Source organism: uncultured Roseobacter sp., assembly GCF_947492555.1.
In the GTDB taxonomy this organism is placed as follows: Bacteria; Pseudomonadota; Alphaproteobacteria; order Rhodobacterales; family Rhodobacteraceae; genus Roseobacter.
On sequence record NZ_CANLNE010000001.1, the window covers coordinates 1,314,595 to 1,332,832 of the forward strand.

Below are 18,238 nucleotides of genomic sequence, written 5' to 3' on the forward strand. Positions count from 1 at the left end.
CCTTTTCTTGACCGTTTGATATCCGCCAAGAGGCACAAGGATGGATACCGAGCTCTTGTTGGCACAGGCTGTGGCCACCGGCCTGATCGCCGCATGGCTGACCTTGGGGCTACGCGACAACCTGCTGCATCCGCAGGTCAATGAGACCTACACCGCAGAAGTCCTGTCCATGGCGCGGATGCGGAACGACTATCCTGATGAATTTGCGTCCGTTGCCCATCGCGCAATCACCGACCGCCCCGCACAGAAACTGGCCTTTCGGCTGGTGATCCTCGCTGAGGCGGCGGCATGTATTTTGCTATGGCTCGGCACCATTGGCCTGTTGATGGGGATTGTGGGCACGGCATTGCCGGAAACCGGGCGGATGCTGGCGCTTTTGGGCGCAACCGCCTTCACGACCGTCTGGGCGGGGTTTCTCATCATCGGCAATCACTTTTGCTATTGGTTCTGCCATGAGGGTGCGCAAAACACGCACTACCAGATGACGCTCTGGGGTTTGGCGACCATGATCCTGATCTGTCAGGGCTGAAGCTTTTTACGGAATGGCAAAGAGCGCATCGGCAAGTGCTGCGCAGTTTGTGCCGTCTGGCGCGACAGCCCTCAAGTGCCGGACCAGATCGAGCCTCTCGAAGGTGCGAGCATAGGACAACGCGCCGCCTGTCTTGGCAGGAAATCCAAGCGCGCTGATGCTCAGGTGATCAACGCGCGACGTCACATGCGACCCTCTGGTCGTCATGAGGTCGAGCGCGGCAAGGACAATCCCGGCGACGAGCCGTTGCAGAATCTGCTCGCCCCTTAACTCAACGCGCGTGACACCGGCAAACCACGCCTCTTCGCGCAGCAGATCTTCCACCAGCGGGTCGATCACCAGCCCACCCCCACCGGGATAGCGATACCAGCCGACACCCACCTTGCGGCCCAGACGTCCCTCCGCAACCATACGCGGCAGTATTGGAGAGAACGTAGCCTCATGTGATCGGGACGCAGCATTCCGGCGCTGCAGTACAGTATCCAGCCCAACCTCATCCTGCCCCTCGCAGACGCCTGTGGGAAACCCAAAATCGGTCATCGCAGCGTCTAGTTCCCAAGGGTTGGTGGCCTGCATCAAAAGCTGATCCGCCGCAGCATAGAGCCCATCTGTCAGCGCTTGGGCAATCTCTGCGTCTGTCACTCTGCGGGTGCCTCGAGAAAGCCCTTGGCGGCAATCACCTTTATCAGATCGTTGAGCGAACCTGATATGGTCCGGTTCGACGTATTGACCTGCGCTTCGGCCTTCTCATAGAGCGCGGTCCGCGCGCTAAGCAGCGATTTCAGCTGCTGCATGGCCGCCGGGTTGCCCTGCATCGGGCGCAAGTCGCCCTGCGCCCTCACACGTTGCATATGCTCTGCCGGGGAGGTGCGCAGCCAGACGGTGTGAAACCGTTCCAACACCTGTTGATAGGTCGCCTCTTCCGCCACCAGCCCGCCTGCCACGGCGAGGATCATCCGGTCGTGCTTTTCCACAGTGCGGGCAATCGCTTCGGCTTCCAGCGCGCGGTAACCGTCCTGCCCGTAGAACGCCATGACCTCGGAGAGCGGCATGCCCGTGTGCTCCTCGATGTCCCGGTTCAGCTCCACAAACGGCAGGCCAAGCGCCTTTCCCGCCAGACGGCCCAGGGTGGATTTCCCCGCCCCGCGCAATCCGATCAGACAAATGCGCCCGGCACGCAAGGCCGCCGGGTTTTGCGGTGCCAAAAGACTGCGTATTTTCTGTCGCACCTCTTCGGGTGCTGCGCGGTAGAGATGCGCCACCCGATCAACATCCCTGTCCCAGGGCGCATTTTCCGACACCAGGTTTTCGACCCTGACCTCCAGCGCCGTCGCGATCCGGTGCAGCAGGGTGATAGAGATGTTGCCCTCCCCCGCTTCAAGCTGCGCAAGATAGCGCGGGGAGACCCCGGATTTTTCCGACAGGGCACGCCGTGGCAACCCCAGACCCTTACGCAGGTCACGCACACGGGCCGCCAGGCGCATTTTCAGTGCCTGGCTCGGGTCTGGTGTGACGGTTGTGTCGGTCATACGGCACCTGCGAAACTGAACAATAATGCAGGTTGTAGGGCGGATGGTGACCACCTCAAGCCGACACGACCTAAAAAATGGAAATATCTCGCATCAATCCGGACCTCAGTAGGTTTCGACGTGGTACCGGCCCTCGTCGCGCATCTGGTTGCGCAAAGCTGCCCAGTCCTTGCCGCTGCCTTGCGCAATGTCACTCAGCGCTTCTTCGACACCCTGCTCCATCGCCTTGAGACCGCAGATGTAGATATGGCTGTCCTGCGATGACAGCAGGGCGGCGATGGCCTGCGATTGTTCACGCAGCTTGTCCTGAACGTATTGCTTGGGCTGATCAGGCGCTCGGCTGAAGGCAAACGCCTTGCGCATGAATTGATCCGGCACTTTCTTCAGCGGTCCGAAATAGGGCAGATCACGGGGGCTGCGAGCCCCAAAGACCAATGTCAGGCTGTCCCGGGTCTTGGGCATCTCGCGCTGACGTCGCATGGTGAACCCGCGAAACGGTGCGGAACCGGTGCCGGTGCAGATCATCAACAAATGCGCGTTCGGGTCAGAGGGCAGCAGGAACGTCGCACCAAAGGGCCCGGTGATCTGTACCTCGTCGCCTTTGGCCAAGTCACAGACGTAGTTGGAGCACAGACCCTTTTCCTCACGCTTGACGGTCAGCGAGATATTGTTGAACCCCGGGCGTTCCCCGTCGCGGGGGCTGGAGACGGAATAGAGCCGCGGTAGATGCGCCTTGCCCTCGGCATCTGTGCCGGGGGTGATGATGCCGATGCTCTGGCCTTCTAGAACGGGGAACGGCAGGCTGCTCAGATCAAGAATGATGTGGCGCACGTCCCCGTCACTCTCCGAGTCGGTCAGCCGGTAGTTGCCCTGCACGGTAGCGGTCGCCGGATTGCCAAGAGAATAGAGATTGATCGTCGGTTTGGAGGCGGACGCAGGTGCCTTGGCCTTGCCGCCTGCGCCTTTGTGGGCCTCGGCCAGCAGCGCCGCAATGGCATCGTCATGGGCCTCAATACCGTCATCCTGCACCTCTTCAGGCAGGGAGATATCCTCCTGCTCCGGCAGTTCGTCAAAGTCGTATTGCTGTTCGAGGGAATAGGGCGTTTCCACCACGCGCCATTCATCGATGGAGCCGGTGGGGCAGACCGGAATGCAGTCCATGCAGAAATTGCAGGTATCCGGGTCGACGACGACATTGTTGTCGTCATGCTGGATCGCCCCGATGGGGCAGGTCATCTCGCAGGTATAGCAGCGGATGCAGATTTCAGGATCGATAAGATGCTGTTTTACGGGTGTGTTCATGGACTGGCGGTGGACCGGTGCAGAACCGTTTCGGGCAGGAAAGCAAGCTCAACGATATCGCGGCAAATGCCTTTGCAGTCGGTGCAGCCGATGCAATTGGGGCTGGGCGATGCAGGCATTTTAGCGGTTTGGGTCTGCATGGGTCCGGTCTCCTTAGAAAAAATCAAGGTCACTGGCGGTGACGCGGGCCAGTTTCACTGGCCCGTCTGGCGGGCGCTTTGATCTGGATCAAGCCATATGAAGCTTCACATATTCGAAATCGCCGGGTTTGTTGTCGATCCCGACCTTGGGCGGCGCGATCCACGACGCGTATTGGCCCGGTTCATAGCAGGGTTTCATGAGCGACTGGATAAAATCCCCGTCTGCCTTTGTGGGCAACCATTGGTCCTGCCGTTTTGCCCAATCGTCGGCGGAAATGATGTTGCCCTCCGGATCAACGGCCACGGTCGAGAACACGCCAATCTGGCGGTGGAAGCCTTCATGCGGCAGTTTGAATTCGAACTCGACCCCGGCTTTTGCAATCGCCTTGTTCCAGCGTCCGACGCCACCTGCCGCATCGCGCACATAGTCATCGCGCAGCCGCATGTTGATCGCAGTCAGGGCGGGCACGTCTTCGGTCAGGATCTGGCCATCCTTGATCGAGGTAACCGCGTAAGTGTCCTCCTGCAGCTTGTGGTCATCATCAATGCGCTGCTCCATGTAGCGCCCCTTGATCCCGGCATTGAACGCATTGGCCGCGTTGGTCGAAACCTCCTGCCCAAAGAGATCGAGGCTCAGGGTATAGTGCAGGTTCAGCTTCTTCTGGATCGTGGGCAGGTCGATCACGCCGAGGTCACGGATTTTATTGATATCATAGGGGTCGGTGATGCCATGTTTGTTCATGGCTTCCAGCGTGGCCTGAATGGTACGGCCCACGCCGGTCTCGCCGACAAACATGTGATGCGCCTCTTCGGTCAACATGAAGCGGCAGGTGCGGCTGAGCGGATCGAAGCCGGATTGCGCGAGGCTTTCAAGCTGCATCTTGCCGTCGCGGTCGGTGAAATAGGTAAACATGAAGAAGCTCAGCCAGTCAGGCGTTTCCTCGTTAAACGCCCCCAGCATCCGTGGTGCTTCCTCGGAGCCTGAAGAGCGCACAAGCAGATCATCCGCCTCTTCCCGCCCATCACGGCCAAAGTACTTCTGCAGCAGATAGACCATGGCCCAAAGGTGGCGACCCTCTTCCACGTTGACCTGAAAGAGGTTGCGCATGTCGTAAAGCGAGGGTGCGGTGTGGCCGAGAAAGCGCTGTTGTTCGACAGAACCCGGCTCGGTGTCACCCTGAATCACGATCAGGCGCTTGAGCATGTTACGGTATTCGCCGGGGACCTCCTGCCATGCTGGGTCGCCCAAATGCTCCCCCATCGGGATGCGGCGATCCTCAACGGCGGGCGCCAGCAGAACCCCCCAGCGATACTCGGGCATTTTCACATAGTCGAACTTGGCCCATCCTTTAGGATCCACCGAAACAGCGGTGCGCAGATACACCATGCTCTCCTGAAAATTCTGCGGGATCAGGTCATTCCACCAGTTGATGTAGCCGGGATGCCATTTTTCCAGTGCCTTCAGCACCTTCTTGTCGGAACTCAGGCCCACGTTGTTGGGGATTTGGCTGTCGTAGCTGACATTGATGAGATCGAGCATTCAGTCCTCCTGTCCGATGGTGGCCCAAAGGCCCACCCTACCTGTCTGAAACGGGCCTAGCGGCCAGCAGGTAAGGTGGGCTTTCAGGCCATCTTTGTCACACACGTTGCATATCGTAGACGCCCCGTACGCCAGTCCCGTAGCGCTGCAAGGCACCCTCTGGACCCACAGCGTTGGGGCGTTGAAAAATCCAGTTCTGCCAGGCGGTCAGACGCCCGAATATCCTTGTTTCCATGGTCTCAGGTCCGGCGAAGCGCAGGTTACCCTCCATCCCCGTCAGCGCATCGGGGGAGAAGCTGGCGCGCTCCTCTCTGAAGAGGCGGACCTCGTCTTCCCAGTCGATGTCATCATAAGCATAGGTCACAAGTCCGTGCGCCTCCGCCATCTGCGCGTCGAGCGGTACAAGCACATCCTGCTTGAGACCCTCCACCTGCTCCGGCGTTCCCAGGAATCGCGTCTCCAGACGGCTGAGACCATTGCCCATGGGATGCCAACCGAAGTTGGCCTCGGTCAGTGTCACCGCCCCAGTCGCCCGGTCATCATCGTCGAAATCATCTAGCATCATATAGCTGCGGTCCACAGCCCAGAGCAGCTCTGCCAACACACCGGCGAAGCAGGACCCGTGCTCGACCAAAGCAACCAGACTGCGTGACGTCATGTCGATGCGCTTCAACACCCGTTTCCAGAAACACAGCACTTCATTGGCCAGCCAGTGATCTCGATGCGCCAAAAGCAACGCCTCATGGGCCACAACCCGCTGCGGGTCCCCTTGAGTCTGGAATTCGATCAGTCCGAGGTCATCCTCATTTGTGCGCAGATGCAGGATCGCGTCGTCCAGCTCGCGCGCGCATCGCAACATCCACGCATCTGACCCCTGTTGCTGAAAGGCGTCCATATCGGCTGGCGCTGCCTCTTCAGGCCCAAGAATAGTGATCTCTGCCCGACGTCCGGCCCGGTCCAAGGCCACCTTTACTGTCGAATAGACGATCTCTTCCGCACCAAACGTTCGGTTCAACGGCGTCAGAGCAATCCCATCCGCGCCATCATGATCCAGCTTTTGCGCGGCAAAGGCGCGGGCGCGTTCGGCCACAACCTCATCGAATTTGGAATTCGGGATGACCTCGTCCACAAGCCGCCACTCCAGCGCGCGCTTTCCTTTCACGCCTTCCTCCACGGAGCAGAAGACATCTGCGAGGTCCCGGCGCACCTTGCGCTTGTCAGTAACGCGGGTCAGCCCACCGGTGCCCGGCAGCACCGCCAATAGCGGCACTTCTGGCAGCGCCACGGAGGAGGTACTGTCATCGGTGAGCATGATATGGTTGCACGCCAATGCCAACTCATAGCCACCACCGGCACAGGCACCGCGTACGGCACAGATGTAGTTTTGTCCGCTGTCCTCCAACGCCGCCTCAAATGTATTGCGGGTTTCATTGGTGAACTTGCAGAAGTTCACCTTGTGCGCATGCGCGGCACCTCCCAGCATGCGGATGTTGGCGCCTGCACAAAAGACTTTGTCCTTGGCAGATCGCAGCACCACGACCCGGACCTCGGGGTGCTCGAACCGCATGCGCTGCACCACGTCCGCAAGCTCAATATCCACACCAAGATCGTAGGAATTCAGCTTCAGTTGGTAGCCGTCGAACAAGCCACCGTCTTCATCCACATCCATAAAGAGATTGGCAACGGCACCATCATACTCGACCCTCCAATGCTTCATGGCAGCCGGATCGACCTGAAAATCAATGTACGTGCTCACGACTGGCCTTTCCTGGCTTTCGGTATGACATATGACTTGTTTGAATTATAAAGCATATCTTCTGAATTAGAATGCATCCAAGTGCGAAATTTTTCGCCTAATTCATCCATTTAGTGCTTTATAATGCATCAAAACAACAGAGTGCGTGGCTTGCAACTCGCTTTGGAGAAGATCGATTCTCAATCCAAGAACAGGCATATCATCGGGGCAGCGGGCCAGATGCGCCTGTACTATATCGCAAAGACGGTGCGCTGCCCGGTGGCGCCCCATAAGCAGCTTGAGACGCGCGTTGGCCAGTTGGATCAAGGCCTGGACCGCGTCCCTCTCAGCGCTGGGATCCGCCGTGCGCATCCACACAGCTTCCAACACCTCGTGACATTCCCAAAAGTACCCGGCACCGAGGTAGGCCAACCCGGCCTGGAACGCTTGGGTTTGATGCAGGGCCGCCGGAGAGTTGACAGGATCAACAGTCGATTTGATGTCATCAAACCACCCTTCGGGATGACGGGGTGTCTTGCCTGGCACATAGACATGCGAGGGACGCAGCACCTCGGAGAGCTCAGGCCAGATGGACATCTTCCTGCTCCAACCGCACCAGCCGTGCACAAAACTCGGCGATGGCTGCGCGTGTTTCCTCCGGGCACTCCAGATGTGGGGCGTGGCCGCATTCGGACTGTATTTCGATTTCCAGCGGGGAGTAGATGCGGGCCTCGATCTCTTCAATCTGAGCCGTGGTGCCGTAGGGATCCTCCCCGCCCTGAACCGCCAGAACGGGGATACGCCAATGGTCTATTGCATCAGCGGCATTCCAATACGCGAACGCCGGGTCTGTCCACACGTCATGCCACCCCAAAAAGGCCCCATCTACATCATCATGGTACTTCGCCAGCCGCTGCTTCAAAGAACCCGAGGCGAATTCGATTCCCGCCGCGCGGATGGCGTCGAGACCGGCGTCTTCCACGAAAAAATGGGGCGCGATCAGGATCAACCCACGCACCCGCCTGTCGCTGACCGACCCGGCATAGATGCTCGCAATCGTCGCGCCATCAGAATGGCCCAGCAGGATCACGTCCCCAAGGCCGGCGACATCCATCACCCGCCCAAGCACATCCTCTGCTTCCTGCGTCATGTAATCTACAGAGCGTGGCAATGCGACGGGCGTTGACGTGCCGTAGCCCTGCCGCGAATAGACAAAAACGCCCAGGCCCGTTGCCTTGGCCAGTTGCGCGGGGAACTCCCGCCAGAGAGCGACGCACCCAAGCCCCTCATGCAACAAGACAAGGGTTGGTTTCTGGCCCGGCGGCAGACCATAGCACGCGTATTCCAACTGCACGCCTGCAACGTTGAGAGGTGCGTCAGGTTCTGCTGTCCAGCGGATCATTGCGCCGACGGCCCGCGCAGCTTGAAGCGCTGGATTTTCCCGGTGGCGGTCTTGGGCAGGTCGTCGACGACTTCGATCCAGCGGGGATATTTCCACTTCCCGATCCGCGATTTCACATGCGCGATAAGGTCCGCTTCCAGATCCGCATTGGCGCTCTTTTCCAGCACGATGAAAGCCTTTGGTTTTTCCAACCCTTCGGCATCCTGCGCAGCAACCACCGCAGCCTCCAGCACGGAAGGGTGGCTTGCCAGCGCCTGCTCCACCTCGAAGGGAGAGACCCAGATGCCGGAAACCTTGAACATGTCGTCAGTTCGACCGCAGTAGATATAGCGCCCGTCCGGGCGGCGCTCGTATTTGTCGCCGGTACGCGTCCAGACCCCTTCAAAGGTGGCACGAGACTTGCCGCGCTGGTTCCAATAGGCCGCCGCAGATGACGCACCATTGACCAGCATCTCACCGATTTCATTGTCAGCCACATCCTCGCCCGCGTCATCGACCAACCGCACCGCGTAGCCGGGCACCGGTGTCCCGGAGGTCCCATAGGCCAGGTCATCCGCCCGATTACTCAGGAAGATATGCAGCATTTCGGTCGATCCGACGCCGTCGAGAATATCAACGCCCGTGTGTCCCTGCCACCGTTTGCCCACATCCTCGGGCAGGGCCTCTCCGGCGGAGATACAGCGCCGCAGCGGTGCGCCCGGTGGCCCGGACTTGTCCATCTCCGCCACCATGGCGGCATAGAGCGTGGGCACACCGCAAAACACGGTCGGGTTTTCGCTATTCAGCGTTGCGATCATATCGACAGGCGTGGGCCGTCCCGCAAAGAGCACTGTCGTTGCGCCTGCGGCCAGCGGGAAGGTCATCGCATTGCCCAAACCGTAGGCAAAAAAGAGTTTTGCAGCCGAAAACACGGTATCGCTTTCGGTGAGGTTCAGAACATGCGCGCCATAGGTATCGGCGGTTGCCTGCATGCTGGCGTGTACGTGCTGCACCCCTTTCGGCTGGCCGGTGGAACCGGAAGAGTAGAGCCAGAAGGCGACATCATCCGCGGACACCGCCGTTGTGGGCAGAGCCTCGGCATCGGCGGTGAAATCATCAAAAGACTGCGCGGAGTCGGCAGCTTCATCGCCAATAATGACAACCGATCTGAGATAGGGGTTATCCGTCAGCACCGGCTTCACGGTCTCATAAAGCGGCGCTGAGACAAAGAGTGTCACCGCACGGCTGTCGCGCAGGATCGCATCGTAGATCGGCGCCGCGAGCAATGTATTGATCGGGATCGGCACGACGCCGCATTTCAGCGCGCCAAAGAAGATCTGGGGGAACTCGACCGTATCAAGCACCAGCATCGCAACCCGCTCTTCGGCCCGCAGCCCCGCACGCATCATCGCACCTGCGACACGGCCCGTACCCTCGGCAAGCTGCTGGTAGGTCAGGCTGCGTCCGCCGCCCGCTTCGCGGTAGGCGCATTTGTTTGCGCGCCCCTCTGCCAGATGTCTGTCAACGAAATAGCTGGCCGCGTTCTCAGTGGTGCTGATCACGTGTTTCTCCCCTGAAACGACTGGCGATTCCTGCTCTATACTGCATGTGACGCAAATCGCTGCAAGACGGACAACCGGTTGATGCAGTTTAGTGCATATCCCCAGAGGCTCTGATCAGGATGGCAGCAGGAAAAGCGTGATGGCCGGGAACATCACCAGAATGATCACCCGCAGGATGTCGGAGCCAACAAAAAACATCACCGCCTTGTAGGTTTCAGTCATCGGCGTCTCCTTGTCCATCGCGTTGATGATGAAGAGGTTCATGCCAACAGGCGGTGTGATCAGCCCGACCTCCACCACGATCAGCACCAGAATACCGAACCAGATCGCCACATGTTCCGGCGACATGCCGAAATCCATGACCGAGATGACAGGGAAAAAGATCGGTACGGTCAGCAGGATCATCGACAGGCTGTCCATCAGACAACCAAAGACCAGGTAGAAGACCAGAATGATCGAGAGCACGAACCACGGGCTATACCCTTGGTTCAGCACCCAATCCGCCATGAACTGCGGCACACCGGAAAGCGCGAGGAAGCTGTTGTAGAAACTGGCGCCCAATACGATGAAGAAGATCATCGCGGTGGTGCGGGCCGTGCCAAAGAGGCTGTCGCGGAACACGGACCAGTTCAGGCTGCCGGACAAAAGCGCCACCAACCCCGTGCCCGCAGCGCCGATGGCCGAACCCTCGGTCGGGGTAAACCAGCCCAGATAGATGCCGCCCACCACCACGCCAAAGATCACCAGCACCGGCCATGTGTTCGCCAGCGCCGCCCAGCGTTCGGACATCGGTTGTGGCGGGCGGGTGCCTGCCGATTTCGGATAAAGCCGGACGTAGAGCGAAATAGTCAGCATATAGCCGACGGCTGCCAGAATGCCGGGGATGAAGGCGGCAAGGAAGAGTTTGGCGATGTTCTGCTCAGTGATGATGGCATAGATGACGAGGATCACTGAGGGCGGGATCAGGATGCCCAGCGTGCCCCCGGCGGCAAGCGTTGCGGTGGAAAACCCGCCGGAATAGCCGTAGCGACGCAGTTCTGGTAGCGCGACCTTGGACATGGTGGCAGCGGTGGCCAGCGACGATCCGCAGATCGCCCCGAACCCCGCGCAGGCCCCGACCGAAGCCATGGCGACGCCGCCCCGACGATGTCCGAGAAAGCTCTCGGCCGCCTTGAAGAGCGCGGAGGACATGCCCGACAGGGTCGCGAATTGCCCCATCAGCAGGAACATCGGAATGATGGACAGCGAATAGCTGGAGAATTGCGAGTAAGTCTCGGACTTCAGCTTGTTGAGCAGCACGTTCGGGTTGCCCCCCATGGCGAAATACCACCCCGCAAATCCGCAGAGCAACATCGCCAGGCCGATGGGCGCGCGCAGAAACACCATGATCAGTAGGATCGGGAAGGACCAGAAGCCAAGTTCAAGGTTCGTCACGGGAGAAGGTCCTTACGCGGTCGGCAGCAGCATGCGGCCAGAGAGGCTCTCGCCGACACGCATGGCGGCACAATAGACAGCAACAATGCAGGTGACCACCGAGGCGGCGAAGCTGAAGGAATAAGCCCACCAGACCGGGAACTGCAGGAAAAACGTCGTCTCGCCATTGCCGATGTAGCGCTGCATGCCTTCGTAAAGACGCCAACTGATCAGGATCAGGGCGGCGGTCAGCACGACCTCCCAAAAGGCGATGATCGCGCGGTGCACGCGTCCCGGCAGCTGGGACGTGAAGATATCGACCGTGGCATGGGCCCCATGAAGCTGGCAGATCGGAAAGAAGGAGAAAATCGCGAAAGCGACACCCGCCTCAAGGATTTCATAGCTGCCGTTGACCTCGCCAATCCCCAGCTCGCGCCCGGCGGTCGACAGCGTGGTCAGAATAACGAGCCCCACCAGAACGAGGCCGCCGATAATGGCGGTAACGCGGGCGAGCGTTTGCACGGCCTGATGCATGAAAGGCTCCGGTCAGAAAACAAAAGACCCGCAGCACCTAGCGCAGTGCTGCGGGTCAAGGAATACCGAATTTACTCGGTGTACTTGTCGATCAGCATGCGGGCCTCGTCGATCAGCGCCTGACCGTCGATGCCTTTCTCGTTCATGTCGGCAACCCATTCGTCATAGATCGGCTGCGCGACGGCTTTCCACTCGGCTGTCTCTTCTTCGTTCAGCGTCACGATGTTATTGCCGCGATCTGCTGCCGCCTGACGGGCGGGCCCATCGCTGTCTGCTTGCGTCCCACCGGCAAAAACCGAGAACTCCAGACCGGAATTGTCGTCGATCACCTTCTTGAGATCGTCCGGCAGGCCCTCGTAGCGGTCCTTGTTCATCGCCAGCACGAAGGTCAGCACATAGAGCGCGTTGCCGGTGAATTCCGTGTGATTGTCCACCAGTTCCGGGATTTTCAGCGCGGCGGTGACTTCCCACGGGATGGTCGTGCCATCGATCACGCCCTTGGAGAGACCCTCAGGCACGGCTGGCACCGGCATGCCCACCGGGGTTGCGCCGACTTTTTCCAGCAGCGCATTGGCCAGACGGGAGCCGCCACGGATTTTCAGCCCGTCCATATCGGAGGGTTTGCGCACTTCCTTGTTGGCGTGGATCAACCCCGGGCCGTGCACCCATGTGCCGAGGATGTGCACATCCTTGAACTCGGTGTCCTTCATGTGTTTCTCGAACATCTCCCAATAGGCACGGGAGGCCGCGCGGGCGTTCGTCATCATGAAGGGCAGCTCAAAGACTTCGGTCGACGGGTAGCGACCCGGCGTATAGCCAACCACGGTCCAGACGATATCTGCCACACCGTCAATCGCCTGATCCATCAGTTCCGGGGGCTTACCGCCCAGCTGCATCGACGGATACCGCTCCACCTTGATGCGACCGCCGCTGTCTTCCTCGACACTATCGGCCCAGACATCAAGCACCAGCTTGGGCACATTGGCCTGTGGCGGCAGGAACTGGTGCAGGCGCAGGGTGACGTCCTGGGCCGCCGCAGGCGCCGCCCCGAAGCCCACGGCCAGCGCTGCGGCAGCCGCCATGTTGAGAAATGATTTGCGTGAGATCGTCATTCTAGTTCCTCCCTAAACCCGGTCGGGCCTTGCGTTTTGCGGCCTCTGACTCGTCTTCCCTGCTAAATTGCTATTGCAGATCACCGGGGATGTCACCCGTGTTTGTAACTATCCCGCTGGCAGTATAGGGCGATGGTCAAGGCCCTCTGGTCTCGGGGGAGACGGCACCTTCGAGACCGGTAGAGCCATAGAGCCAGGCCACCTGATCAAACCATTCCTCGGCGCCGCGCGCGGCCATTACCGCATTGCGCAGGGCCGCGTGGGCCCCTGACGGGTGATAGACATGGGTGCCGATCTCGCGGGATTGCAATTGTACACGCGCGGTGCGCAACCGGCGCCGGTCCTGATACCGGATCAAGGCCGCCGCGACATCCTCTGCGCCACCCAGTTCATCCGCAAGGCACACCGCATCCTCCAGCGCCATGCAGGCGCCTTGCGCAAAATACTGCAACATCGGATGCGCCGCGTCTCCCAAAAGCGCGACACGTCCCTCTGTCCACCCCATGACCGGGTCGCGGTCACAGAGCACCCAAAGTTTCCAATCCGATCCTTTGTCGATGATCTGCTGCGCCCGCGGGTGGATATGCTCAAAACCCCTGCGCACCTCCGCGTGGCGCACCGGTTTGCCCGCCACCGGGTCCGGCGCGTCGTTGTGGCAGGTCACCACGAGGTTGAACAGTTTCCCACCGGACAGCGGGTAGTGCACGATATGGCATTTCGGTCCGGCCCAGAGGGTCGCGTCGTTCCACCGCAGGTCTTCGGGCATCTCTGCCACCGGGATCACGGACCGGTAGGTTGTATGGCCGGACACCAGCGGCGCGCCGTCCCCGATCAGTTGCCCCCGCACGCGCGACCACAGACCATCCGCGCCGATCAGCGCGCGCCCGGTGATGCGCGTTTCATCCGCCAGCGTTACGGTTACTGCATCGGTATCATGATCATACCGAGCCACCGCCGCCTGCGTCCGCAGGTCGATCAGCGGGTGATCCCTGCAGGCCTTGAGCAGGACGCCGTGCAGATCGCCCCGGTGCACAACCGCATAGGGGTTGCCGAAACGGGCGCGAAAACCGGCATCCAGCGGGATGTGGGTGATCCGGTCACCGGTCAGCGCGTCCATCAGCCGAAGGTTGTCGATATAGACCGCCATTCCGCGCGCCGCATCGCCAACGCCCAGAGCGTCGAAGGCGTGAAAGGCATTGGGGCCCAGTTGAATGCCCGCGCCGATCTCGCCCAGTTCAGCCGCCTTTTCCAGCACCAGAGAAGACAGCCCTTTTTGCGCCAGGCCCAGGGCTGCCGCCAGCCCGCCAATGCCGCCGCCCGCGATCAGTATCCGGTCTTTCTCGGTCATGACCCCCTCTTTCAGGCGGCAACTGTTGCGCGCGCCATGCGCGGGGTCAATGGGCAGAAACGGTGGGGGGATGCTGGTGGCGTTACCTGGACTTGAACCAGGGACCTAACGATTATGAGTCGTTCGCTCTAACCAACTGAGCTATAACGCCATCGGGCCGTGGACTATGACAGCCCCGCAGCCCCGTCAAGCCAGAAAGCGCGATTATCCTGCCCGAACCGTGTCGATCATGCGCTGCACGTTGTCCGGATCCGCGTCCGGCGTGATCCCGTGCCCCAGATTGAAGATATGCGGGCCCTTGGAAAAGGCTTTTACGATGGCGCGTGTGTCGTCCACCAGCGCCTGACCGCCGGTGACCATATGGCTGCTGGCAAGGTTGCCCTGCACACAGCCATCGACCTGCACGTGTTGCGCCGCCCATGCCGCGCTGACCGAGTTATCCAGCGCCACGCAATCCACACCGGTCGCTTTGGCAAAGCCGATGTAGTTATCCCCCGCCTCGCGCGGGAAACCGATGACGGGAATATGCGGATAGCGTGCTTTCAAGGCGGCAGTGATTTCGCGTGCGGGTTCGAGTGCGTATTTCTGGAACGCCTCGCCCTTGAGCGACCCCGCCCAGCTGTCAAATATCTTCACAACTTCGGCGCCCGCCTCGATCTGTGCGGCCAGATAGTCGATTGTCCCGGCCGTGATCCGCGCCAGCAGCGCCTCGAAGAGGGCGTTGTTTTCCTGCCGCAAGGCGTGGGCAGGCGCCTGATCCGGCGTCCCTTGGCCCGCGATCATATAGGTTGCCACCGTCCAGGGCGCGCCTGCAAAACCGATCAGCGTCGTCTCGGCGGGCAGTTCGCGTCGCAGGATGCGCACCGTTTCATAGATCGGGTTCAGGGTCTCGTGAATATCCTCGACCGGTCCCAGCTTGTCGAAATCCGCCTGTGTCTGCACGGTGGACAGGCGCGGACCCTCACCCGTGACGAACCACAGATCGGCCCCCAAGGCCTGTGGCAACAGCAGGATATCGGCAAAGAGGATGGCCGCGTCGAACCCGTAACGGCGGATCGGTTGCAGGGTCACTTCGGCGGCCAGATCAGGGTTGTAGCAGAGCGACAGGAAGTCACCGGCCTGCGCCCGCGTCGCCTTGTACTCCGGCAGGTAGCGCCCGGCCTGACGCATCATCCAGATCGGGGGTATCGGAAGCGTTTCGCCTGCAAGCGCGCGCAGAATGGTTTTTGTCGGGGCCATGGAAGTCCTCAATTTGCAACTTCCCGTTGGTCGGGGGCAGCGGCGCTGTTGTCAAGACACAGACGGGTTGTCAGGATAATTTGACGCGCATAAAGATGGGCGCATGACAGTGACCCTCCCCACCCCCGACGCACCGCTTAGAATTGGCACACGCGGCTCACCCCTGGCGCTTGCGCAGGCCCATGAGACACGAAACCGGCTGGCGCAAGCCTTTGATTTGAAAGAGAAATTCTTCAGTATTGTCGTTATCAAGGTCACTGGCGATGCCATCCAAGATCGTGCGCTGAAGGATATTGGCGGCAAGGGGCTTTTCACCCGCGAGATCGAAGAGGATCTGCTGTCAGGGAAAATTGACATCGCGGTGCATTCTACCAAGGACATGCCGACGTTGCAGCCGGACGGGTTGATCCTTGATACCTTCCTGCCGCGCGAGGACGTGCGCGATGCCTTCGTCTCGCCCAAGCTGTCCAGCATCGCCGAACTGGCCTCCGGCGCGGTTGTCGGCACCTCCAGCCTGCGCCGCAAGGCACAGCTGCTGCACCGTCGTCCCGATCTGAAAGTGGTGGAATTTCGCGGTAACGTTCAGACCCGGTTGAAAAAGCTCGCCGATGGTGTGGCGGAATGCACCTTTCTGGCCGCCGCAGGGTTGAGCCGGTTGGGCATGGACGACGTGCCCGCCACACCGGTTGAACCAGATGATATGCTGCCCGCGATTGCGCAGGGTGCCATCGGGATCGAACGCCGCATGGATGACGCCAATACCGCCGAAATGCTGATGGCGATCCATGATGTTGAAACCGGCCAGCGCCTTGCCGCGGAACGCAGCCTGCTGTTGACCCTGGATGGTTCCTGCGAGACGCCGATTGCCGGGCTGGCCGAGCTGAACGGATGCAGCCTGCGCCTGCGCGGTCAGGTGCTGCGGCCCGATGGGTCGCAAGCTCTGGACGGGGAACGCGAGGGATCCATCGAAGAGGCCGCCGCCATGGGCAAGGACCTGGGCGAGGAATTGCTGTCACGGGCCGGGCCCGGTTTCTTCGACTGGCACACGAGCTGAGCGCGGGGCCGTCGCTTAAATCCACTTGGCCAGAGGCGGCAGGCTCATCAGCACCGCATTTGCATCATGCCCGGTCTCCAGCCCGAACTTGGTGCCGCGGTCATACACGAGGTTGTATTCGGCATAGAGGCCGCGGTGCACAAGCTGCGCCTCCTTGTCCTGCTCTGACCACTCATGCACACGACGTTTGCGCACCAGCGGCACATAGGCAGGCAGAAACGCCCGCCCGATGTCCTGCGTCAGGCTGAAATCCGCCTCCCAATCGCCGGTGCAATGATCATCCATGAAAATCCCACCAACGCCCCGCGCCCGGTTGCGGTGCGGGATATAGAAATACTCATCCGCCCATTCCTTGAGGCGCGGATAAAGCGCCGTCCCATGCGGATCGAGATGTTCCTGCTGGGTCGCGTGGAAATGCGCCGTGTCCTCGTCGTATTCAAGGCAGGGGTTGAGGTCCGATCCGCCACCGAACCACCACGCATGCGGCGTCCAGAACATACGCGTGTTCATGTGCACGGCGGGCGCGTGCGGGTTCTGCATATGCGCCACGAGGGAGATGCCCGACGCCCAGAAGCGCGGGTCCTCTCTCATGCCCGGAATACCCTTGCGCGCGGCCATCGCCATCTGCGCCCGTTCGCCCAGCGTGCCATAGACGGTGGAGATGTTCACCCCCACCTTTTCAAACACGCGACCGCCGCGCATCACCGACATCAGGCCGCCGCCCGCGTCCGATCCATCCTCACTGGTGCGCTGTGTTTCCGAGACCTCGAAAGCGCCTGCTGCCGCATCCGACATCGGCCCGTCGGCGTGGTCCTGCTCCAACGCTTCGAAAGCTGCAACGATTTCGTCCCGCAGGCTGCGAAACCACGCTGAGGCGCGGGATTTTTCGGTATCGAAGCTGTCGGTCATGAGCGGTCCAGTATGTCACGTTTGTCTGACATCATACCTAGACCGGAAGCCCCACGGCGAAAAGTGCGAAATCCTAATGCGCTGGCGCCGCGACGGCGTCGAGCAGGCTGCGCCCCCCGTCCACTGTAATCACCTCACCGGTCATGAAGCCGGAGCTTTCCGCCGCCAGAAACTGCACCGCCTCGGCCAGCTCCGAAGGCCCGGCGATGCGGCCCAGAGGGGTGTGATCGCGAATGTCTTCCCGCCAATCACTGTTCTCCACCACAGATGATTTCAGCGACGCGCTCATCACCGACCCAAAGGCGATGGCGTTCACGCGAATGCGCTCCGGTGCCAGGGCAAGCGCCATGGAGCGGGTCATCTGTTCAAGAGCGGCAGAGGCGATGGAATAACCCATCAGTTCCGGCCGGGTATTGCGTGCCGCGATGGAGCTGAGATTGATGATGGAGCCCAGCTGCCCCTCCGGCTGGTCCGCGCCCTGCTTGATCATGCGCTTGGCCACCTGCTGGGTAAGGTGCAGGGAAGTCATCAGGTTCTGTTCCAGCAGCACCGCAACGGATGTGTCTTCGACATTCAGCGCATCGGTGGGCATGACCTGCCGCGACGCGTTCACGAGGATATCAACCCGCTCGAAGGCGTCGATTGTGGCCGACACCAGGTTGGCGATGGTCAGCCGCTGGCGCAGATCGCCAGCGAAATAGCGCAGGGTACCCTCTTCGGCCTGATCCCCCCATTCATTCGTCAGCTTCTTCTCGTCCATATCGGCGCACATCACGTTTGCCCCGCGATCCGCGAACTGACGGGCGATGGCGAGGCCGATGCCGTTTGCCGCGCCGGTCACGATTGCGGTCTTGCCGTTGATGGAAAAGGACATGGGGGCTCCCCTGTTGCTCAGGTCCAGTCTAGACCGA

18 protein-coding genes and 1 tRNA gene are annotated in these 18,238 nt (G+C 60.6%); 2 read left to right on the forward strand and 17 right to left on the reverse strand.

All coding sequences use genetic code 11. From position 1 onward, the window contains the following. Positions 1-40 precede the first annotated feature (40 nt). A complete protein-coding gene (locus Q1A07_RS06475) occupies positions 41-529 on the forward strand; it encodes a DUF2165 domain-containing protein (protein WP_299778856.1) in 489 nt (162 codons plus the stop codon). Positions 530-535: 6 nt separating this feature from the next. On the opposite strand, the gene Q1A07_RS06480 is transcribed toward Q1A07_RS06475, so the two are convergent. From Q1A07_RS06480 to hemE, 15 genes are all read right to left on the reverse strand, one after another. Next, positions 536-1,171: a 3-hydroxyacyl-CoA dehydrogenase family protein gene (locus Q1A07_RS06480; protein WP_299778858.1), complete on the reverse strand. Its 636-nt coding sequence runs from the start codon at positions 1,169-1,171 to the stop codon at positions 536-538. Beyond that, a complete protein-coding gene (locus Q1A07_RS06485; RefSeq protein WP_299778860.1) occupies positions 1,168-2,058 on the reverse strand; it encodes a helix-turn-helix transcriptional regulator in 891 nt (296 codons plus the stop codon). The genes Q1A07_RS06480 and Q1A07_RS06485 overlap by 4 nt, the downstream gene beginning before the upstream one ends. Before the next feature lie 105 nt (positions 2,059-2,163). Further along, positions 2,164-3,360 (reverse strand): benzoyl-CoA 2,3-epoxidase subunit BoxA, encoded by a 1,197-nt coding sequence (gene boxA, locus Q1A07_RS06490; RefSeq protein WP_299778862.1) that lies wholly within the window; start codon positions 3,358-3,360, stop codon positions 2,164-2,166. Continuing rightward, complete coding sequence (locus Q1A07_RS06495; protein WP_299778864.1) at positions 3,357-3,500, reverse strand: hypothetical protein; 144 nt, start codon at positions 3,498-3,500, stop codon at positions 3,357-3,359. Before Q1A07_RS06495 ends, boxA begins: the two co-directional genes overlap by 4 nt. A gap of 88 nt (positions 3,501-3,588) precedes the next feature. Then, complete coding sequence (boxB, locus tag Q1A07_RS06500) at positions 3,589-5,040, reverse strand: benzoyl-CoA 2,3-epoxidase subunit BoxB (RefSeq protein WP_299778866.1); 1,452 nt, start codon at positions 5,038-5,040, stop codon at positions 3,589-3,591. A gap of 97 nt (positions 5,041-5,137) precedes the next feature. After that, positions 5,138-6,796, reverse strand: a complete 1,659-nt coding sequence (gene boxC, locus Q1A07_RS06505) for a 2,3-epoxybenzoyl-CoA dihydrolase (protein WP_299778868.1) — start codon at positions 6,794-6,796, stop codon at positions 5,138-5,140. A gap of 102 nt (positions 6,797-6,898) precedes the next feature. Then, positions 6,899-7,372: a DUF309 domain-containing protein gene (locus Q1A07_RS06510; protein ID WP_299778869.1), complete on the reverse strand. Its 474-nt coding sequence runs from the start codon at positions 7,370-7,372 to the stop codon at positions 6,899-6,901. After that, positions 7,356-8,177: an alpha/beta hydrolase gene (locus Q1A07_RS06515; RefSeq protein WP_299778871.1), complete on the reverse strand. Its 822-nt coding sequence runs from the start codon at positions 8,175-8,177 to the stop codon at positions 7,356-7,358. Before Q1A07_RS06515 ends, Q1A07_RS06510 begins: the two co-directional genes overlap by 17 nt. Then, positions 8,174-9,718 (reverse strand): benzoate-CoA ligase family protein, encoded by a 1,545-nt coding sequence (locus tag Q1A07_RS06520; RefSeq protein ID WP_299778873.1) that lies wholly within the window; start codon positions 9,716-9,718, stop codon positions 8,174-8,176. The genes Q1A07_RS06515 and Q1A07_RS06520 overlap by 4 nt, the downstream gene beginning before the upstream one ends. Positions 9,719-9,832: 114 nt before the next feature. Beyond that, positions 9,833-11,152, reverse strand: a complete 1,320-nt coding sequence (locus Q1A07_RS06525; protein WP_299778875.1) for a TRAP transporter large permease — start codon at positions 11,150-11,152, stop codon at positions 9,833-9,835. A 12-nt stretch (positions 11,153-11,164) separates the two neighbouring features. Next, the gene (locus Q1A07_RS06530; RefSeq protein WP_299778877.1) at positions 11,165-11,665 is read right to left on the reverse strand and encodes a TRAP transporter small permease; all 501 of its coding nucleotides are present in this window, start codon (positions 11,663-11,665) and stop codon (positions 11,165-11,167) included. Positions 11,666-11,736: 71 nt separating this feature from the next. Further along, positions 11,737-12,777: a TRAP transporter substrate-binding protein gene (locus Q1A07_RS06535; RefSeq protein WP_299778879.1), complete on the reverse strand. Its 1,041-nt coding sequence runs from the start codon at positions 12,775-12,777 to the stop codon at positions 11,737-11,739. A 136-nt stretch (positions 12,778-12,913) separates the two neighbouring features. Beyond that, positions 12,914-14,125: a 3-hydroxybenzoate 6-monooxygenase gene (locus Q1A07_RS06540; RefSeq protein ID WP_299778881.1), complete on the reverse strand. Its 1,212-nt coding sequence runs from the start codon at positions 14,123-14,125 to the stop codon at positions 12,914-12,916. 74 nt (positions 14,126-14,199) lie between these two features. After that, positions 14,200-14,276: transfer RNA gene (locus Q1A07_RS06545), tRNA-Met, on the reverse strand. A 53-nt stretch (positions 14,277-14,329) separates the two neighbouring features. Beyond that, entirely contained in the window at positions 14,330-15,364 is a 1,035-nt protein-coding gene (hemE, locus tag Q1A07_RS06550; protein WP_299778883.1) for a uroporphyrinogen decarboxylase, read from the reverse strand. A 103-nt stretch (positions 15,365-15,467) separates the two neighbouring features. Between hemE and hemC the strand changes: the two genes are divergently transcribed. Further along, on the forward strand, positions 15,468-16,418 hold the full coding sequence (gene hemC, locus Q1A07_RS06555; RefSeq protein WP_299778885.1) for a hydroxymethylbilane synthase: 951 nt from the start codon (positions 15,468-15,470) through the stop codon (positions 16,416-16,418). A 15-nt stretch (positions 16,419-16,433) separates the two neighbouring features. Here the strand turns inward: hemC and hemF are convergent, their stop codons facing one another. Continuing rightward, positions 16,434-17,327, reverse strand: coding sequence for an oxygen-dependent coproporphyrinogen oxidase (hemF, locus tag Q1A07_RS06560; RefSeq protein WP_299778886.1), 894 nt, complete (start codon positions 17,325-17,327; stop codon positions 16,434-16,436). 73 nt (positions 17,328-17,400) lie between these two features. Beyond that, on the reverse strand, positions 17,401-18,201 hold the full coding sequence (locus tag Q1A07_RS06565) for an SDR family oxidoreductase (protein WP_299778888.1): 801 nt from the start codon (positions 18,199-18,201) through the stop codon (positions 17,401-17,403). Between the last annotated feature and the right edge of the window lie 37 nt (positions 18,202-18,238).

Excerpts from the sequence above, each read along its gene's own strand:
- Q1A07_RS06565 (WP_299778888.1), bottom strand. The coding sequence starts at position 18,201 with ATGTCCTTTTCCATCAACGGCAAGACCGCAATCGTGACCGGCGCGGCA.
- boxB (WP_299778866.1), bottom strand. The coding sequence starts at position 5,040 with ATGCTCGATCTCATCAATGTCAGCTACGACAGCCAAATCCCCAACAAC.
- Q1A07_RS06475 (WP_299778856.1), top strand. The coding sequence starts at position 41 with ATGGATACCGAGCTCTTGTTGGCACAGGCTGTGGCCACCGGCCTGATC.
- Q1A07_RS06515 (WP_299778871.1), bottom strand. The coding sequence starts at position 8,177 with ATGATCCGCTGGACAGCAGAACCTGACGCACCTCTCAACGTTGCAGGC.
- hemC (WP_299778885.1), top strand. The coding sequence starts at position 15,468 with ATGACAGTGACCCTCCCCACCCCCGACGCACCGCTTAGAATTGGCACA.
- Q1A07_RS06495 (WP_299778864.1), bottom strand. The coding sequence starts at position 3,500 with ATGCAGACCCAAACCGCTAAAATGCCTGCATCGCCCAGCCCCAATTGC.
- hemF (WP_299778886.1), bottom strand. The coding sequence starts at position 17,327 with ATGACCGACAGCTTCGATACCGAAAAATCCCGCGCCTCAGCGTGGTTT.
- Q1A07_RS06535 (WP_299778879.1), bottom strand. The coding sequence starts at position 12,777 with ATGACGATCTCACGCAAATCATTTCTCAACATGGCGGCTGCCGCAGCG.
- Q1A07_RS06485 (WP_299778860.1), bottom strand. The coding sequence starts at position 2,058 with ATGACCGACACAACCGTCACACCAGACCCGAGCCAGGCACTGAAAATG.
- hemE (WP_299778883.1), bottom strand. The coding sequence starts at position 15,364 with ATGGCCCCGACAAAAACCATTCTGCGCGCGCTTGCAGGCGAAACGCTT.
- Q1A07_RS06530 (WP_299778877.1), bottom strand. The coding sequence starts at position 11,665 with ATGCATCAGGCCGTGCAAACGCTCGCCCGCGTTACCGCCATTATCGGC.
- Q1A07_RS06510 (WP_299778869.1), bottom strand. The coding sequence starts at position 7,372 with ATGTCCATCTGGCCTGAGCTCTCCGAGGTGCTGCGTCCCTCGCATGTC.
- boxA (WP_299778862.1), bottom strand. The coding sequence starts at position 3,360 with ATGAACACACCCGTAAAACAGCATCTTATCGATCCTGAAATCTGCATC.
- Q1A07_RS06540 (WP_299778881.1), bottom strand. The coding sequence starts at position 14,125 with ATGACCGAGAAAGACCGGATACTGATCGCGGGCGGCGGCATTGGCGGG.